This window comes from Actinopolymorpha cephalotaxi, assembly GCF_013408535.1.
Taxonomy (GTDB): Bacteria; Actinomycetota; Actinomycetes; order Propionibacteriales; family Actinopolymorphaceae; genus Actinopolymorpha; species Actinopolymorpha cephalotaxi.
In genome coordinates this window covers 5,127,279-5,145,563 of the sequence record NZ_JACBZA010000001.1, presented here as the reverse complement: position 1 = coordinate 5,145,563, position 18,285 = coordinate 5,127,279, and the positions used below count along the sequence as shown (strand labels likewise).

General features: G+C 72.8%; 14 protein-coding genes. 12 read left to right on the top strand and 2 right to left on the bottom strand.

Features of this window, described 5'->3' with window-relative positions; all coding sequences use genetic code 11:
• The first annotated feature begins 209 nt into the window (after positions 1-209).
• The 7 genes from ssd to FHR37_RS22805 all read left to right on the top strand — a co-directional run bounded on the left by ssd (position 210) and on the right by FHR37_RS22805 (position 5,792).
• Positions 210-1,421, top strand: a complete 1,212-nt coding sequence (ssd, locus tag FHR37_RS22835; RefSeq protein ID WP_092882118.1) for a septum site-determining protein Ssd — start codon at positions 210-212, stop codon at positions 1,419-1,421.
• A complete protein-coding gene (locus FHR37_RS22830; protein ID WP_092882449.1) occupies positions 1,418-2,620 on the top strand; it encodes a TadA family conjugal transfer-associated ATPase in 1,203 nt (400 codons plus the stop codon). The genes ssd and FHR37_RS22830 overlap by 4 nt, the downstream gene beginning before the upstream one ends.
• On the top strand, positions 2,617-3,408 hold the full coding sequence (locus FHR37_RS22825; protein WP_092882120.1) for a type II secretion system F family protein: 792 nt from the start codon (positions 2,617-2,619) through the stop codon (positions 3,406-3,408). Before FHR37_RS22830 ends, FHR37_RS22825 begins: the two co-directional genes overlap by 4 nt.
• A complete protein-coding gene (locus FHR37_RS22820; RefSeq protein ID WP_237768638.1) occupies positions 3,405-4,136 on the top strand; it encodes a type II secretion system F family protein in 732 nt (243 codons plus the stop codon). Before FHR37_RS22825 ends, FHR37_RS22820 begins: the two co-directional genes overlap by 4 nt.
• Positions 4,137-4,511: 375 nt before the next feature.
• Positions 4,512-4,691: a DUF4244 domain-containing protein gene (locus FHR37_RS22815; RefSeq protein ID WP_092882122.1), complete on the top strand. Its 180-nt coding sequence runs from the start codon at positions 4,512-4,514 to the stop codon at positions 4,689-4,691.
• 209 nt (positions 4,692-4,900) lie between these two features.
• On the top strand, positions 4,901-5,308 hold the full coding sequence (locus FHR37_RS22810) for a TadE family type IV pilus minor pilin (RefSeq protein WP_202817946.1): 408 nt from the start codon (positions 4,901-4,903) through the stop codon (positions 5,306-5,308).
• A 1-nt stretch (position 5,309) separates the two neighbouring features.
• Positions 5,310-5,792, top strand: a complete 483-nt coding sequence (locus tag FHR37_RS22805; RefSeq protein WP_092882124.1) for an Rv3654c family TadE-like protein — start codon at positions 5,310-5,312, stop codon at positions 5,790-5,792.
• Positions 5,793-5,834: 42 nt separating this feature from the next.
• Here the strand turns inward: FHR37_RS22805 and FHR37_RS22800 are convergent, their stop codons facing one another.
• Positions 5,835-6,425 (bottom strand): hypothetical protein, encoded by a 591-nt coding sequence (locus tag FHR37_RS22800; protein ID WP_092882126.1) that lies wholly within the window; start codon positions 6,423-6,425, stop codon positions 5,835-5,837.
• Complete coding sequence (locus tag FHR37_RS22795) at positions 6,422-8,953, bottom strand: DEAD/DEAH box helicase (RefSeq protein ID WP_330831766.1); 2,532 nt, start codon at positions 8,951-8,953, stop codon at positions 6,422-6,424. Before FHR37_RS22795 ends, FHR37_RS22800 begins: the two co-directional genes overlap by 4 nt.
• A 386-nt stretch (positions 8,954-9,339) precedes the next feature.
• On the opposite strand from FHR37_RS22795, the gene FHR37_RS22790 reads away from it, so the two are divergent.
• The 5 genes from FHR37_RS22790 to FHR37_RS22770 all read left to right on the top strand — a co-directional run bounded on the left by FHR37_RS22790 (position 9,340) and on the right by FHR37_RS22770 (position 18,261).
• Positions 9,340-9,684 (top strand): STAS domain-containing protein, encoded by a 345-nt coding sequence (locus FHR37_RS22790; RefSeq protein ID WP_092882453.1) that lies wholly within the window; start codon positions 9,340-9,342, stop codon positions 9,682-9,684.
• A 452-nt stretch (positions 9,685-10,136) separates the two neighbouring features.
• The gene (locus FHR37_RS22785; RefSeq protein ID WP_092882128.1) at positions 10,137-12,455 is read left to right on the top strand and encodes a sodium-translocating pyrophosphatase; all 2,319 of its coding nucleotides are present in this window, start codon (positions 10,137-10,139) and stop codon (positions 12,453-12,455) included.
• 106 nt (positions 12,456-12,561) lie between these two features.
• Positions 12,562-14,187 carry a DUF7059 domain-containing protein gene (locus FHR37_RS22780; protein WP_092882130.1) on the top strand — a complete coding sequence of 542 codons (1,626 nt, stop codon included), beginning with the start codon at positions 12,562-12,564 and terminating at the stop codon, positions 14,185-14,187.
• A 422-nt stretch (positions 14,188-14,609) separates the two neighbouring features.
• Positions 14,610-17,474, top strand: a complete 2,865-nt coding sequence (gene topA / locus FHR37_RS22775) for a type I DNA topoisomerase (RefSeq protein WP_092882132.1) — start codon at positions 14,610-14,612, stop codon at positions 17,472-17,474.
• Between the two features lie 10 nt (positions 17,475-17,484).
• On the top strand, positions 17,485-18,261 hold the full coding sequence (locus FHR37_RS22770; RefSeq protein ID WP_092882134.1) for an MOSC domain-containing protein: 777 nt from the start codon (positions 17,485-17,487) through the stop codon (positions 18,259-18,261).
• Positions 18,262-18,285 lie beyond the last annotated feature (24 nt).

Below are 18,285 nucleotides of genomic sequence, written 5' to 3'. Positions count from 1 at the left end.
GTCTGCTCTAGTGCCCGGCGTACACCCTGGCGAACCCTCCGACTTTCCGGATTCGCACCTGCCGTTTCCCGGTTGTTTTCCACACCGACGTGATCGGCGGTCCCGTCCACAGGCCCGGTTCGGGTCCGCTCGCCGCTGGTGGCGGCGAGGCATCGTGAGTGCCTTCCGACCCCTCTTCGCCCTTCTGTGGCTGGTTCGAAAGGTTCTTCATGTCTGGACTCGTGCCCGGGTCGCGACCGGTCGTCGCGACGGCCGACGAACTCCTCCTCGACGATCTCGTCCGACTCGGTACGGCAGCCGGCGCCGGGCTGGAGGTGGCGGCCGATGCCGGGATGGCACGCCGGCTGTGGCCGGCCGCACCCCTCGTTCTGGTCGGCGCCGACCTGGTGGCGGATCTCGTCCGGGTGAGCCCGCCACGACGTCCGGACGTCATCGTGGTCGGTCACACGCTGGACAGCCGCGGGCTGTGGCAGGGCGCGGTCGAGCTCGGCGCCGAACACGTCCTCCAGCTCCCCGACGCGGAGCAGTGGATCGTTCATCGGCTGGCCGACGCCGCCGAAGGTGCGGGGCGGACCGCGGTCACGATCGGCGTCGTGGGCGGACGCGGCGGAGCGGGAGCCTCGACGCTCGCCGCCGCCCTGGCGGTGACCGCGGCAGGTCGTGGCGTGCGAAGTCTCCTGGTCGACGGCGACCCGCTCGGTGGCGGCATCGAGCTGATCCTCGGCGGCGAGGACTGCGCGGGCATGCGCTGGCCGGAGCTGGTGGCGACCGAGGGGAGGGTGAGCGCGGGCGCCCTGCGGTCGGCGCTGCCCCGCGTCGACGACCTGGTGGTGCTCTCCTGGGACCGCGGCGACCTGCTCACCATCCCGCGCGCGGCGATGCGGTCGGTGCTCAACGCGGCCGGTCGCGGGGGCGACCTCGTGGTGGTCGACCTGCCCCGGCACGTCGACGAGGCCACCGAGGCGGCACTGGCACAGTGCACGCTCGCGCTGCTGGTCGTCCCGGCCGAGGTGCGTGCCGTCGCGGCCGCCGCGCGGGTGCGCTCGGCCGTGGCCGCGCTGGTCTCCGACCTCCGGTTGGTGGTCCGCGGGCCGTCACCGGCGGGGCTGGACGGTGAGGTGGTGGCCGCGGCGCTGGAGCTTCCACTGGTCGGTGAGCTCGCGCCCGAGCCCCGGCTGGACGTGATGCTCGAACACGGAGAGCCGCCAGGTCGCCGCGGCAAGGGTCCGCTCGCGACGTTGTGCCGGCGGCTGCTGGCCGACCTGGGCATCGGCTCGGCCCGGCCGTCGGCACGGTCGGCGCAGCCCGCGAAGCCAGGGCAGGCGGAGTGGGGAGCGAGGCCGCCCACGGAGGTCGACGCGGGGCCCGCCCGCCGGGCGCGACAGGACCGCCGGGCCCGCCGGAACGGATCGGCCGCATGACCGGGACCGCGACCGCCGCGACGGTCGACCAAGGCCTGCTCGACCGTGTTCGTCAGGTGCTGGCCCAGCAGGCCGCCGACCCGACACCGGCCCGGGTGGCCGCAGCCCTCGGGGCGGACGGCCGGATCCTCGGTGACGCGGCCGTCCTGCGCATCGTGGAGACGCTGCGTCGCGAGCTCTCCGGTGCCGGTCCGCTCGAGACGCTCCTCGCCGATCCCGCCGTGACCGACGTCCTGGTCCAGGGGCCGCGCCAGGTGTGGGTCGATCGCGGCGCCGGCCTCGAGGTCACCGACGTCGCCTTCGACGACGAGGCCGCCGTACGCCGGCTCGCCCAGCGCCTGGCCGCCGGCGCCGGGAGGCGGCTCGACGACGCGACCCCGTTCGTCGACGCCCGGCTGGCCGACGGCACGCGTTTCCACGCCGTGCTGGCGCCGGTGTCGACGCGGGGCACCTGCATCTCGTTGCGGGTGCCGCGCCGCCGGGTGTTCACCGTCGAGGAGCTGGTGGCCGAAGGCTCGGTGCCGGACGAAGGCGCGCATCTGCTCAGCCGGCTTGTCAAGGCCAGGTTGGCGTTCCTCGTGTCCGGCGGCACCGGCGTGGGAAAGACCACGCTGCTGGCCGCGCTGCTGTCGCTGGTCCCGGCGTCCGACCGGCTGGTTCTGGTGGAGGACTCGGGGGAGCTCGCGCCCGATCACCCGAACGTCGTCGCCCTGGAGGCCCGCCCGGCCAACCTCGAGGGCGCGGGAGAGATCACCGTTCGTACGTTGGTACGCCAGGCCCTGCGGATGCGGCCCGACCGGCTGGTCGTCGGCGAGGTCAGGGGAGCCGAGGTCGTCGACCTGCTGGCGGCTCTCAACACCGGCCATGAGGGCGGCTGCGGCACCCTGCACGCCAACTCGGCCGCGGAGGTGCCCGCGCGGATCGAGGCCCTCGGTGTCGCCGCCGGGCTGGGTCGGGCCGCCGTGCACAGCCAGTTGGCCGCGGCGGTCGACGTGGACGTGCACCTGGTTCGCGGCCGCGACGGCCGTCGTCGGGTGGGCGAGGTCTGCGTGTTCGAACGCCGGCCCACCGGCCTGGTGGTGGCGGTGTCCGCCGTGATTTTCGACGCCGACGGCGAGGTGCGGGTCGGTGCGGGCCTGCCCAAGCTGCGCCGGCTGCTGACCAGGCGGGACGTCGGCGACCGTGGTGGTGCCCGATGAGCACCGGCGAAGTGGTCGCGGCCTGCCTGGTCGGTCTCGCCGTCGCGGCGTGCATCCCCGCTCCGCCGAGCACTCTGCTGCGTCGGCTTCGTGTAGGCGTGCCCATGACCGTGCCTCCTGCCGGCGACGGGCAGCCGGGAATCGGTGGCACCGGTTCATCTCCGAGCGCTCGGTGGACCCCCGCTCTGCATGCTCGCCTGCCCCTGCCCCGGGCGCTCGGTCACCGACTCGGCGCCGTGTGGTCCCGGCGGAAGGACGTGCGCCGGCGGTGGGCGGCCCTTTGGGAGGCGACCGAGACCATCGCCGCGGAACTCCGCGCCGGCCGCAGTGCCGACCAGGCGCTCGCTGCCGCGGCAACCGTGCTCCCCGACCTCGCACCGGCGGCTGCCGTGAGCAGGATGGGCGGTGACGTGCCCGCGGCCCTTCGTGCGGTGCGTACGCCGGGCTCGGAGGCGCTGCGGCGGCTGGCCGTCGCGTGGTCGGTCGCCGGGAGCACCGGCGCCGGCCTGGCCGTGGTGCTGGAGCGGATCGCCCACGGCATCCGGGCCGAGGAACGTCTTCGGGAGGAGGTCGCCGCAACCTTGGCCGCTCCTCGGGCCACCGCCCGGATGCTCGCCGTGATGCCGCTGCTGGGTCTGGCTCTCGGTGCGGGAGTCGGCGCCGACCCGCTGACGTTCCTCCTCCGAACTCCCTACGGCCTGGGCTGCCTGTTGCTGGGCACGCTCCTCGCCGCGGCCGGCGTGTGGTGGGTCGAACGCCTGGCGACCCGCGCGGAGGGACGGTCGTGAGCTTCCTGTCCGCCGCGCTGGTCGGCATGGCGATTGCGATGTGGGCGGGTCCGTCCACCGCTCACCGGCGGCTGGACCGCGTTCGTCCCCGGCTTCCGGTGTCCCCCGCTCGTCCGCCGGTGCGAAGGGACGAGCGGCGAAACCGGTTGCTCGCCGCCGCTCTCGCGGGCTGCGCGGTCGCGGTGGTCGTGGGAGGTCCTATCGGGCTCGCCCTCGGCGCGGGCGTGGCGTTCGCGGTGCCTTGGGTGCTGGGCCGGTTGGAGCCCCGGGCGGTGCGCCGCCGCCGCGAACAACTCACCGCCGACCTGCCCTTCGTCGCCGACCTGCTGGCGGGGTGCCTGCGTGCCGGTAGTCCGCCGCAGCGGGCGATCGAGGCCATCGCGGCGGAGCTCGAAGGACCGACGGGAAGCGAACTCGCACAGGTGGCCACGGCGTTCCGGCTCGGCGCGGACCCCCGAACGGCATGGTCGGGCTTCCTCGCCGAGGACGGGCTGGCGTCGTTCGGAAGGGCGATGGTGCGGGTCTGGGACTCCGGCGCACCACTGGCGAGCACCCTCGACCGGCTGGCCGACGACGCCCGGGCCGCGCTCCGGGCACGCAACGACCAGCGCGCCAGAACGGTCGGGGTGCGTGCGGCCGCGCCACTCGGATTGTGCTTCCTTCCCGCCTTCGTCCTGGTGGGAATCGTGCCGCTGGTCGCAGGTGCGGTGGACGTCTTCCTGCGTTGACCTTCGGCTCTCACCGGATCGTGAACTCCTTGCTGCGTTGCCTCTTCGCTCTTGCCGAGCGCAGGTCCGTGCCGTCACCGCGGGAGAGGCGCGTACTCGATCCTGGTCGTTCCGAGTGTCACGAACCATGTCAACCCATGCTTGCGCAGAGGTCGGCGTGCGGCCGGACCATCCCCGCCGCGAACCTGTCGCCTGTTCGGTGCAGCTGAATCCCTGTACTGGTTGGAGATTCGTCCACAGGGAATCGGTCGGCCGAGTTGTCCTCAGGACCGGATGAGAAGACGCCGCGACCGGCGCCGTTCCCGCATTGTCGTTACATCGCCCCGGACATCGGGGTGCCGGACCGGCCGGTCGCCGGATCTCCTGGAGGTACGTATGCGCAAGGTGCGCCAGCTCGCTCGCCCGGACGAGCGGGGCATGACCACGGCGGAGTACGCCGTGGGCACCGTGGCCGCGGCCAGCTTCGCCGGCCTGCTGATCAAGCTGCTGACGAGTTCGGAGGTGCAGCAGCTGTTGCTGAAGCTGGTCAAGGCCGCGCTGAGCCTGGCGGGCTGATCGTGGTGGCCGGCCCGCCTGTCGAGGCCGGGCGGGCCGGCCACCCGGAAGTGGGAGGCAAAGAGCGGCGGCGTGGCGGCGTGGCGGTGTGGCGGTGTGGCGGCACGTGGTGGCGCGAGCGAAGGCGAGTGGAGGCGAGTGGATGAGGCGTGTAGCGAGCGCAGCGGATGTGAAAGCGGACGTGCGGATGGAAGGCGAGCGGAGGAGACGTGAATGCGACCGGAGTGGATGTGAAGGCAGACGCGAAGGTGGACGAGCAACGACGCGGTCAGGCGGGCATGGTGACGGCCGAGACCGCGGTGGCGCTGAGCGCGCTGGTCGCGGTGACGCTGGGAATGACGTGGGTGGTCGCGGTGGTCGGAATCCAGGCTCGGTGTGTCGATGCCGCTCGCGACACCGCCCGCGCAGTGGCGCGGGGCGAGTCCGTGGGTGCGGGCGAGGAGGAGGGACGGCGCAGCGCACCCGAGGGCGCACGGATCACGGTGCGCCGCGGCGGCGGGGTGGCGAGCGTCGAGGTGGCCGCTGACGCCAGGCCGTCCTGGCCGGTGCTGTCCCGGCTGCCGGCGATCACCGTGGGCGGGCACGCGGTCGTCGCGCTCGAGCCGGGTGTCTCCTGACATGGCGGACACGAATGACCTGGCACCCGACCTGGCACCCGACCTGGAACCGGCCCCGGCGCCGGTCATGGCGCAGGACCTGGCACGAGCCATGGCGGCGGCGGACCCGTCGAGGATGAAAGGGTGCCGTCACCGGCGGGAACGCGGCAGCGGCAGTGTCTGGACGCTGGCGGCGGCCGCGATCGTGGTCATGGCGGCGGTGGTGTCGACGACGATGGTCGCCGTCGTGGGCGCGGGCCGCCGGGCCGACACCGCGGCAGACCTGGCGGCGTTGTCCGCCGCGGCGGTTCGCCCGGACCAGCTCGGCTCCGCCTGTGTCGTGGCCGACCGGATCGTGGTGGCACACCAGGCACGGCTGGTCGCCTGTGCCGTGGAAGGGAACGAGGTGGCCGTCACCGTGGAGGCGTACCCGGCCGCGCCGGGAGGCGAGCTGTTCGCCGTGCGGGCCCGCGCACGTGCCGGCCCGACCATCCAGCCGCCCTGAGCAAGGTCACCTGAGCAAGGTCACCTGGGCACGGTCAGGTGGTCACGGCATGGGGTCCTGGCGGACGCCGTGGCGGGGCTCGTGGGCCGGCGAGGCGGCCCGGTTGGTGTAGCCGCCCGGGCCGGTGTGGCGTCCGGTGTCCTCGGGTCCGCCGGCGTTGCCCGGCCTGCCGGCCTCACCGGGCGGGTAGTCGCGGGTGTCGTGCTCGGTCGGTCCGCCGGCGGCGCCGGCGGTGCCGGACTCGCCGCGCCCCGGGGACGTCCCGCTGCCGGCGGACTGCTGTGGCGCGTTGGGTCCGCCCGCGGCCCGGCTCGTGCCACCCGCCTCCGATCCGAGTTCGCCGCCGGCCGCGGAGCCGCCACCGGCCACCGCACCGGTGCCGTCCGCCGGCCGCTGGCGCAGCTCCTTCAGCTCCCGCTGACGGGTGCGCCACCGCTTGGTGCCGACCACCAGGCACCAGGCCCCGAACGCGGCCGCGATGGTGACACCGACCCCGATGAAGAAGAACGTGGAGGTGGAGCTCTCGATCCTCAGTGGCCCGAGCTCGACAGCGGCCGGTTGCCCGCCGCCCACCGCGACTCCGACCGCGGCGGCGATCAGCACCAGCACCAGAATTACTCCGACGACGATCATGTGCCGTCATCTCCTTCGACAGGCCGGGCCTCGGGGGGCGCCCCGTTGAGCAGAACATCCAGCAGCCGAACAGCACCGGACTTGTCGAGCGGGTTGTTGCCGTTTCCGCACTTCGGGGAGTGTACGCATGATGGGCAGCCGTCGGCACAATGACAAGCCGCGATCGCGTCGCGTGTCGCCCCGAGCCACCTGGCGGCGGCGGTGAAGCCCCGCTCGGCGAACCCCGCGCCGCCCGGGTGGCCGTCGTAGACGAACACCGTCATCCGGCCGGTGTCCGGATGCAGCGCGGTGGAGACGCCGCCGACGTCCCACCGGTCGCAGGTGGCGAACAACGGCAGCAGGCCGATGGCCGCGTGCTCGGCGGCGTGCGCGGCGCCCCCGACGTCCGCGCGACCCAGCCCGGCCTCCACGAGCTGGTCCTCCGACACCGTCCACCACACGGCCCTGGTCTGCAGCGTGCGGGGAGGAAGGGTCAGCGGCACCTCGCCGAGGACCTCCCCGCTGACCAGTCGCCTGCGCAGGTAGGCCACGACGCGGTTCTCCACCTTCACCGAGCCGAAGTCGAGAGTCGCCTCGCCCCACCGGTCGCCGCGTTCGCTTTCCAGCACCTCGATGTCGGTGATCTCCCGGGCGGTCGTCGAGTAGTCCGGCTCGGCGCGCTCGACCAGGGCGACGGCTGCTTCGAGGTCGAGGTGGTCCACCACGTACGTCGCGCCCTGATGGAGGTAGACCGCGCCGTCGTGCACCGACGTGTGCGCCGCACCCGCGTCCACGGTGCCGAGCAGCCGCCCGGTCGTCCCCTCGACGACGCGCACGAGCTGCCCGTCCACCGAACGGATGTCGGCCAGGTCGCTGGCGCGGCCGCGGCGGGTCCAGAACCACCCGTGCGGGCGGCGACGCACCATGCCCTCCGCCTCCAGGGCCTGCAGCGCGGCGGGCGCGGAAGGCCCGAAGCGGTCGATGTCGGCGTCGGTGATCGGGAGTTCGGCGGCGGCCGCCGCGACATGTGGTTTGACGACGTACGGATTGTCGGGGTCCAGCACCGTCGCCTCGACCGGCGGGCCGAACACCGCGTCCGGGTGCTGGACGAGGTAGGTGTCCAGCGGGTCGTCCCGGGCGACGAAGACCGCGAGCGCGCCCTGTCCGTCGCGGCCGGCGCGTCCCGCCTGCTGCCACAGCGAGGCGCGGGTGCCCGGGTAACCGGCGACCAGTACCGCATCCAGCCCGGCGATGTCCACGCCGAGCTCGAGCGCGTTGGTCGCCGCGACGCCGAGCAGCCTGCGGTTCTGCAGGGCGCGTTCGAGGGCGCGGCGCTCCTCCGGCAGGTAGCCCGCGCGGTACGCCGCGACCCGGGAGGGAAGCTCGGCGGCGACCTCGGCGAGGTGCTCGCGGGCCTGCACCGCCACCACCTCCGCGCCGCGCCGCGACCGGATGAAGGCCACCGTTCGTACGCCGTCGGCCACCAGGTCGGCGAGCAGGTCGGCCGTCTCCGCGGTCGCGCTGCGGCGGACCGGCGCTCCTCCCTCTCCGGTGAGCCGGGTGAACGGCGGCTCCCACAGCGCGAACGCCAGCCCGCCGTGCGGTGAGGCGTCCTCGGCCACCGCGCGTACCGGAACACCGGTCAGCCGGGCGGCCGAACCCGCCGGTTCGGACACGGTCGCCGAGGCCAGCACGAACGTGGGGTCGGCGCCGTAGTGCGCCACGATCCGGCGCAGCCGGCGCAGCACCTGCGCGACGTGCGAGCCGAACACGCCGCGGTAGTGGTGGCACTCGTCGACGACGACGTACCGCAGCGACCCGAGGAACCTCGCCCACCGGGCGTGGGCGGGCAGGATCGACCGGTGCAGCATGTCGGGGTTGGTCAGGATGTACGCCGCGTGGTCGCGGGCCCAGTCGCGTTCGGCCCACCCGCTGTCGCCGTCGCAGGTGGTCGCGAGCGAGTCCTCCCCGGCCAGCTCGCCCACCGCGCGGAACTGGTCGGCGGCCAGCGCCTTGGTGGGGGAGAGGTACAACGCGGTGCCGGTGCGGCGGCGGGTGGTCTCCCCGTCCGGGCCGGCGAGGATCTCGCTGAGCACCGGCAGCAGGTAGCCGAGCGACTTTCCGGACGCGGTCCCGGTGGCCAGGACGACGTGCTCACCGTCGCGGGCGAGCTGCGCGGCGAGCGCCTGGTGCGTCCAGGGACGCTGGATGCCGTTGGCGGAGAGCCGGTCGAGGACCTGACGCGGCACCCAGGAAGGCCACTCGGCCGTACGTCCCTGCCGGGCAGGCACGTGCTCGACGTGCGTCACGCGGTCGGCGCGGCCGGACCCGAGCGTGAGCCGGTCCAGCAGGGCGGCGGGGTCGGTGGCCCGGCCAGCACTGGCACCTCGCCCCCGCTCGGGGCGTTCCCCAGCAGGGCGTTCCTCACGGGGACGTTCCCCCGCGAGACGCTCCCCATCGGGATGTTCCTGGGCGGGGAAGCCCTGAGTGGGATGGTCCTGGGCGGATGCGTCGGACGGCTGGGAACGGGACGGCCGGCTGAAGGACACGAGGGACAGTGTCACACCGTCCCACCGACAAGGCTGGCCCAAGGCTTCGAGCAGGCGGCCCGGGGCAGCACGGGGACGAGCGACGGGGACAGCACGGGGACAGCACGGGGACAGCACGGGGACAGCACCAGGACAGCACCAGGACAGCACCAGGACAGCACCAGGACAGCGCCGGGCAGCACGGGGACGAGCACCGGGACAGTGCCGGAACGAGCACCCGGAGGAGCGTCGGCGGCAGCGGATGACGGGGCCGGACACCGGTAGGTCGCGCCGTGACGGGCGGGCCGACTCGCGCGGGGGGTAGCCCGGTGCTGTCGTGCGGTCACATCAGGTGATTGAATTCCCATCAGGGGCCGGTCCGTCGGATGGTAGTGCTGGAGGAGCTCGTGGATCTATCCCTCTCGAACCGCGCCGCAGGTGACCACATCGTGGTCGAGGTCGGCGGTGAGATCGACGTCTACACCGCACCCAGGCTCAGAGAACACCTGGTCGACCTTGTCGAGGCCGGCCACCATCACCTGGTCGTCGACCTGGAAGGCGTCGACTTCCTGGACTCGACCGGGTTGGGGGTGCTGGTCGGCGGGTTGAAGCGGGTGCGTTCCCAAGAGGGGAGCCTGCAGATCGTGTGCACCCAGGAACGCCTGCTGAAGATATTCCGAATCACCGGGTTGACGAAGGTCTTCCCGATCCATGACGCCGTCGCCGAGGCGGTGATGCCGAGCGTTCGGTAGGGGGTCGGGCGAAGCCCGACCGGGTAGCCCCGGAACGCCCGGCCACGTGGCTGACTCACCCCGGGGCTACCCCGGGAGCGCCTCGGGAGCACCGGGGCCATCCCCGGCCCGCGACTCGCGGGGGTCGCGTCGCCGCTGGTGGGGGCGGGCACTGTAGACTCCGGCGCGCCCCGGATTCCATCCGGTGGCGCCAGTTGTCCGCGCGCCTGTCGACGATGCCGGTCGGTACCGACACCGTTGTGCGGATGGAGCGCTGGACCGGGGACCACAACGAATCCACGGCCGGCCGGAACGGTGTTCGTACGCACGCCCACGTGCGCGCGAAGTCCGGACCGGACCGGAAATGGCCAGGTTTCCGATCCTGACGCCCCGTCTCGCGCACGCCGATGTCGGGGCGCACATCAACGGGATCGACATCGAGGGGTCGTCGTAGCCCCTGTCAAGGAGGACGAATGTCCGCGTTCCTACTCGCTGCCGAGGGGGAACCTGTCTCGCTCACCGGCGGCAACCTGACGTACGTCGCCATCGTCGCGGGGATCGGCGTGATCGCGCTCGTGATGGCAGCGGTCTTCCGCCGTGAGGTTCTCGCGGCCGGCGAAGGCACCGCCAACATGCAGACCATCGCCAGAGGTGTCCAGGAGGGTGCCTCCGCCTACCTCAACCGGCAGTTCCGGACGCTGGGCATCTTCGCCATCCTGGTGTTCTTGTTGCTGTTCGTCCTCCCTGGCGACGCGAACGTCCGAATCGGGCGTTCCATCTTCTTCCTGGTCGGCGCGGTCTTCTCCGCGTTGATCGGCTACATGGGCATGTGGCTCGCGGTACGGGCCAACGTGCGGGTGGCCGCGGCCGCCCGCGACGAGGGTCGCGACCCGGCGATGCGGGTGGCGTTCCGTACCGGCGGCACGGTCGGCATGGCCACCGTCGGTCTCGGCCTGTTCGGCGCCGCGCTGGTGGTGCTCATCTACCGCGGTGACGCCCCGAGCGTGCTGGAGGGCTTCGGCTTCGGTGCCGCCCTGCTCGCGATGTTCATGCGGGTCGGCGGTGGCATCTTCACCAAGGCCGCCGACGTCGGCGCGGACCTGGTGGGCAAGGTCGAGCAGAACATCCCCGAGGACGACCCCCGCAACGCCGCGACGATCGCGGACAACGTGGGCGACAACGTCGGTGACTGTGCCGGCATGGCGGCCGACCTGTTCGAGTCGTACGCCGTGATGCTCGTCGCGGCGCTCATCCTCGGCAAGGCGGCGTTCGGCTCCCAGGGCCTGGTCTTCCCGCTGATCGTCCCGGCGATCGGCGCGCTCACCGCCGTGGTCGGCGTCTACATCACCAAGCCGCGCGGCGGCGAGAACGGCCTGAGCACGATCAACCGCAGCTTCTACGTCTCGGCCGCGTTGTCCGCGGTGCTGTGTGCGATCGCGGCGTTCATGTATCTCCCGTCGTCGTTCGCCGATCTTTCCGGCGTGTCGGCGAGCATCGCCAAGCACGGCGGCGACCCGCGGCTGGTCGCCACGGGTGCGGTGATCCTCGGCATCGTGCTGGCCGCGGTGATCCTGTCGCTGACCGGCTACTTCACCGGCACCGAGCACCGCCCGGTCAAGGACGTCGGCAAGACGTCGTTGACAGGTGCCGCCACCGTCATCCTGTCCGGCTTCGCGCTGGGCCTGGAGTCCGCGGTCTACACCGCCCTGGTGATCGGCGCCGCGGTCTACGCCGCGTTCCTGATCGGCGGCGGCTCGGTCATCGTCTCGCTGTTCGCGATCGCGCTGGCCGGCTGCGGTCTGCTCACCACCGTCGGCGTGATCGTCGCGATGGACACCTTCGGCCCGGTCAGCGACAACGCGCAGGGCATCGCGGAGATGTCCGGCGACGTCGACGGCGACGGCGCGAAGATCCTCACCGAGCTGGACGCGGTGGGCAACACCACCAAGGCGATCACCAAGGGCATCGCGATCGCGACCGCCGTGCTGGCGGCGACCGCGCTGTTCGGTTCGTTCAACGACGCGGTCACCAACGCGCTCGCCTCCGCCGGCTCGCAGGCGGCGGCGACGACCACCGCCTTCCTGCGTACGGTCGACTCGCCGAACGTCCTGGTCGGCCTGATCATCGGCGCGTCGGTGGTGTTCCTCTTCTCCGGCCTCGCGGTGAGCGCGGTCGGCCGGGCCGCCGGCGCGGTGGTGTACGAGGTGCGCCGCCAGTTCCGGGAGATCCCCGGGATCATGGAGGGCACCGGCAAGCCGGAGTACGGCCGGGTGGTCGACATCTGCACCCGCGACTCCCTGAACGAGCTGGCCACCCCGGGTCTGCTCGCGGCGATGGCGCCGATCGCGGTCGGCTTCGGCCTCGGCGTCGGCCCGCTGGCGGGTTACCTCGCCGGTGCGATCGCCGCCGGAACGCTGATGGCGATCCTGCTGGCCAATTCCGGTGGGTCGTGGGACAACGCCAAGAAGCTGGTCGAGGACGGCACGCACGGCGGCAAGGGGTCGCAGGCGCACGAGGCGACCATCATCGGTGACACCGTGGGTGACCCGTTCAAGGACACCGCGGGCCCGGCGATCAACCCGCTGATCAAGGTGATGAACCTCGTCGCCGTCCTGATCGCACCCGCCGTGGTCCAGCTGTCGGTCGGAGACAGCGCCAACACCCCGCTCCGGATCGGCATCGCCGTCGCCGCCGTGGTGGTCGTGGTGGTCGCGGTCACCATCTCCAAGCGCCGCCCGATCGCCATCGGTGCGGAGCAGGAGGACAACCGCCAGACCGCCAACGTCGCCTGACCGATCTCCGGATCGGCCGACGCTCGTCAGGTCAGGGCCCCGTCACCGCGCTCGCGGTGGCGGGGCCCTTGCCGTTGCCCGGTCCGGCTCCCGGCAGGATGGACGCATGTTCGAACTGTCCGAGGACGTTCTCGCCCGGCTGCGTTCCCACCTGGCCGCCGTCGGCTACACCGTGGACGGCGTACGCGAGCGGCTGGGCCCGGTCGCGCACGCGGCGCTGCACCGCAACGAGACCACGCCCGGGGTGCGCGCGACCGAGGGCGGCGACCCGCTGGACACGCTGGTCCGGCTGTGGCTGCTGCAGCGTCTGGTGCCCGCGGGCCTGGCCGAGCGCGCCCTGCCCGGACTCCTCGAACCGCTCGTGGGCGCCGGCATCCTGGGCGGCGACGGTGAGAAAGGCGACGAGGTGCGCGCGCTGGTCGACGTCCGTCCGTACGGCGCGACCGGCGGGCCCACCCGCGACGAGCCGGCCGGCGACTCGCCGGCCGGCGACCGGCCGGGCGGCGACGAGGACTGGTGGGTGGTCGCCGACCTTACGCCCGGCCTGGACGGCGCCCGCCCCGCCGTGACCGCCGACCACGTGCTCGGGGTGAACAGCGCGGCGAGCACGCTGGCCCAGTTGACCGTACGCCGACCGGCCGGGCGGGCACTCGACCTCGGCACCGGCTGCGGCGTCCAGGCCCTCCACCTGGCCGGGCACGTACGCCAGGTCGTCGGCACCGACGTCAACCCGCGGGCGCTGGCGATGGCCCGGCTCACCGGTGCGCTGAACGGCCAGGACTGGGACCTGCGCGAGGGCAGCCTGTTCGAGCCGGTGCGGGGCGAGAAGTTCGACCTGGTGGTGTCGAACCCGCCGTTCGTGATCTCCCCGCGCGGCGGGCTGACCTACCGCGACAGCGGGCTGGCCGGGGACGAGGTGTGCCGGCGGATCGTGAGCCAGGCGCCGGGCTTCCTCGCCGACGGCGGGGTCTGCCAGCTCCTGGCCAACTGGCTGCACGTCCGCGGGGAGGACTGGCGCGACCGGCTGGGCGACTGGCTCTCCGACTTCGACTCCAACTCCGAGTCCAGCGCGGACTGCGACGCGTGGGTGCTGCAGCGGGAGGTGTCCGACCCGGCGGAGTACGTCGAGCTGTGGCTGAAGGACGCGGGCGTGCACGGGACGCCTGAGTACGCGCGACGGTACGACGACTGGCTGGCGTGGTTCGAGGCGCAGGACGCGGAGGGGGTCGGCTTCGGCTGGATCACCCTGCGCCGCAACGCCGGATCGCGGCCCGGTGGTCCGGCGACCGTGCTGGAGGAGTGGCCGCACCCGGTGGAGCAGCCGCTCGGGGCCGAGGTCGGGCGGTGGCTGGACGCGGTGCAACGCCTGGACGCCTACGAGGACGACGCGGCTCTGCTCGGCGCCCGGCTGCGGGTGGATCCCGACGTCGACCAGGAACAGCTCGGCCGGCCGGGCGCCGCCGACCCCGAACACGTCGTACTCCGGCAGCGGCGCGGCATGCGCCGGGCGGTCGCGGTGGACACCGCCGAGGGCGGGTTCGTCGGCGCCTGCGACGGCGAGCTGACGGTCGGGCAGATCTGCGACGCGCTGGCCACCCTGCTCGGGGAGGAGCCGGCGCGGATGCGGGGCCGGCTGCTGCCGCGGGCCAGGGAGTTGTACGCCGAGGGATACCTGCACGACGCGAGCCCCGAGGCCGGCCAGGACGCGAGCCCGGACGTGAGCTCGGCGTGAACCCGTACCAACCGGGCCGAAACGTGACGTCCCGCGCCCCGACACCGGCCACGAACCAGAAACCGGGGGTTGCAACGCGACATTCACCACGTACTCTCACTCTTCGGGTCGAGCCGCCCAGAGCCCGCGGTCCTCGGTTCCGGCATCGCCGGGCAACGCTTCGGGAGGCACCCGCGAAACAGTTCGGGGCGTCGTACGGTTACGGTCTAGCGGGCCGGATCGCCTGCGCGGCCTGACTCGGCCCGGTCCGGACCGCGCTGCCGTCGCAGGAACACCGCACGACGGGGCGGACGGCGTAGCACCGGCAGACCGGTGCACACCATGACAGACCACAACAGACCAGAACAGAACGTCGGCAAGCCCACAGCAGCGCAGCACCGTCCAGTAGAAAGACAGACAAGGACAGGCAGGAGAGGTACACAGTGCCCGCCAAGAAGGCCTCCACCCCGAGCGAGGGTCCCCGGCTCGTCATCGTCGAGTCGCCTGCCAAGGCGAAGACGATCGCCGGCTATCTCGGTCGCGGCTACGTCGTGGAGTCGAGCGTGGGCCACATCCGCGACCTGCCCGGCGGTGCCGCCGAGGTGCCGGCCAAGTACAAGAAGGAGCCGTGGGCCCGGCTCGGCGTCAACGTGGACGAGGGGTTCGCCCCGCTCTACGTCGTACCCGCCGACAAGAAGCCCACCCTGCGGCGCCTGAAGGACCTGATGTCCGACGCCGGCGCGGTCTACCTCGCGACAGACGAGGACCGTGAGGGCGAGGCCATCGCCTGGCACCTGCTGGACGAGCTGAAGCCGAAGGTTCCGGTGCACCGGATGGTCTTCCACGAGATCACGCCGGAGGCCATCAACCAGGCGGTGAGCAACCCCCGCCAGATCAACGACAACCTGGTCGACGCGCAGGAGACCCGGCGGATCCTGGACCGGCTGTACGGCTACGAGGTCTCGCCGGTCCTGTGGAAGAAGGTCATGCCGCGCCTGTCCGCGGGCCGGGTGCAGAGCGTGGCCACCCGGATGGTGGTCGACCGGGAGCGGGAGCGCATCGCGTTCCGCACCGCGACGTACTGGGATCTGGTCGCCGAGCTCGACGCCGGCGAGACCAAGGACCCGCGCGCGGTGACGGTCCGGCTGGTCAACCTCGACGGGCGCCGGGTCGCGCAGGGCCGCGACTTCGCCTCCGACGGGACGCTGAAGCCGGCCGCGCGGGACACCGTGGTGCACCTGGACCAGGCGCAGGCCGACGCGCTGAAGTCCGGGCTGGCCGAGTCGACGTTCGCCGTGCGGGGCGTTGAGTCCAAGCCCTACCGCCGTTCGCCGTACGCGCCGTTCCGTACGACCACACTGCAGCAGGAGGCCGCGCGCAAGCTCGGCTACGGCGCGGCGCGCACCATGCAGGTCGCCCAGCGGCTGTACGAGAACGGCCACATCACCTACATGCGTACCGACTCCATCACCCTGTCGGAGACGGCGGTCACTGCGGCGCGCACGCAGGTCCGGCAGCTGTTCGGGGCGGACTACCTGCCGGAGAAGCCGCGCGTCTACCAGAGCAAGGTCAAGAACGCCCAGGAGGCGCACGAGGCGATCCGGCCCTCCGGCGACCGGTTCCGCACGCCGGCCGAGACGGGCCTGCGGGGCGACGAGTTCCGGCTGTACGAGCTGATCTGGATGCGCACGGTCGCCTCGCAGATGCGTGACGCCGAGGGCCGCAGCGTCACCCTGCGGGTGGGTGCGAGGACCGCCGACGGACGGGACGCGGAGTTCACCGCGTCCGGCAAGGTCATCACGTTCCACGGGTTCCTCAAGGCCTACGTCGAGGGCGTGGACGACGCGACCACCGATCTGGACTCCGCCGAGCGCCGGCTGCCCGACGTGGTGGAGGGCGACACGATGGTGGCGACCCGGATCGACGCCGACGGGCACGAGACGAAGCCGCCGGCCCGCTACACCGAGGCCACGCTGGTCCGCGAGCTCGAGGAGCGCGAGATCGGCAGGCCGTCGACGTACGCCTCGATCCTGGGGACGATCCTCGGCCGCGGCTACATCTACAAGAAGGGCCAGGCGCTGGTCCCGACGTGGGTGGCGTTCGCGGTGGTGCGGCTGCTGGAGGAGCACTTCGCCCACCTGGTCGACTACAACTTCACCGCGAGCATGGAGGACGCGCTCGACGAGATCGCGCGCGGCGGGTCGGACATGCAGACCTGGCTGGCGCGGTTCTACTTCGGCGCGCCCGGCGAGGGTACGGCCAACGGCGGCGGCGAGGCTCCCGGCGGACCGTCCGGCACTCTGGCCGGCGGCAACGGCGGCGTCCTGCAGGCCGACGGGCTGAAGGCCCTGGTCACCGAGCTCGGGGAGATCGACGCCCGGGAGATCTCGACGTTCCCGATCGGTGACAACGGCACCGGCCCGATCGTGATCCGGGTCGGCCGCTACGGCCCGTACGTCGAGGACGCCGAGGGCAACCGCGCCAACGTGCCCGAGGACCTGCCGCCGGACGAGCTGACCCTGGACAAGGCGAAGGAGCTGCTGACGCAGCCGGCCGGGCTCGAGCGCGAGCTGGGCACCGACCCCGAGACGGGTCACCCGGTGGTGGCGAAGGCGGGCCGGTTCGGGCCGTACGTCACCGAGGTGCTGCCCGAGGACGCCCCGAAGAACGCCAAGCCGCGCACCGGTTCGCTGTTCAAGTCGATGAACCTCGACACGGTGACGTTCGAGGAGGCGCTGCGGCTGCTGTCGCTGCCCCGCTCGCTGGGTGACGACCCGGAGGGCGGCGAGGAGATCGTCGCGCTGAACGGCCGCTACGGCCCGTACGTCAAGAAGGGCACCGACTCGCGATCGCTGGGGTCGGAGGAGGAGCTGTTCACCGTCACCCTGGAGCAGGCGGTCGAGCTGTTCAAGCAGCCGAAGGCGCGTGGCCGCCGGGCCGCCGCCGCACCGCTGCGGGAGCTTGGCGAGGACCCCGAGACCGGCAAGCCGGTGGTGGTGAAGGACGGCCGGTTCGGCCCGTACGTCACCGACGGGGAGACCAACGCGACCCTGCGCAAGGAGGACGAGGTGGAGTCGATCTCGCTCGACCGCGCCGCCGACCTGCTTGCCGAGAAGCGGGCGAAGGGGCCGGCGCCGAAGCGGGCGAAGAAGGCCGCCAAGAAGACCGTGAAGAAGGCGGCCAAGAAGGCCACGGCCGGCGCGGGTGCGGCGAAGGCGGCCGCCTCGGGTGCGAAGAAGGCCGCGGCCAAGAAGACGACCGCGAAGAAGACCGCCGCGAAGAAGTCGAGTACTGCGAAGAAGAGCTGACGTCCGGCGGATGTACGTCGCACGGATCGGCCTCACGCCGGTCAAGGGGCTGGCGCACGAGTTCCGGCCGGAGCTCTACCTGCCGGCGTCGGGCCCGCCCGGCGACCGTGCGTTCTGCTTCTACGACGTCGCGGCGGACCGCATCCTCCGTACGGTCGACCACGACGCGCTGCTCGGCTGCCGGGCCCGGTGGGACCCGCCGGCGCTGACCGTCGTCACGCCCGTCGGTGAGGCCACCGGGAACGCGGAGCCGACCGGGGATCGGCTGGTCGCCGACTACTGGGGGCGGCCGACCGAGCTCACCGTCGTCCGCGGACCGTGGTCGGCGCTGGTGAGCCGGTACCTCGGCAAGCAGGTCGTCCTGTGCCGGGTCGGCCAGCCGGGCGGAGTGGTGTGGGGCGGTCCGGTGTCGGTGGTGACCACCTCCTCGCTGGCCGAGGTCGCGCGGCGGACCGGCCGGGACTCCGTAGGCGGAAAGAGCTGCGAGGACGGCCGGCGGTTTCGCGCGACGTTCGCGGTCGACACCGGGGACGCGCCGGCCTTCGTCGAGGACGAGTGGACCGGGCGCTCGTTGCGGCTGGGAGACGCCGTTGTGCGGGTGCGCGGGCCGCTCGAACGCTGTGCCCTGGTCGACCGGCGCCCGGAGGCCGGCGGTCGCGACGCGACAGTGCTGCGTGCGCTGGCCGCCGACCGGCGGGTCGGCGGCCAGATCGTGTTCGGTGTGCACGCGGACGTCGAACGGCCCGGCGCCGTTCGGCTCGACTCCGCGGTGGCCGTCGAGGACTGACCCTTTGTGGGCCGCCGCCACAGG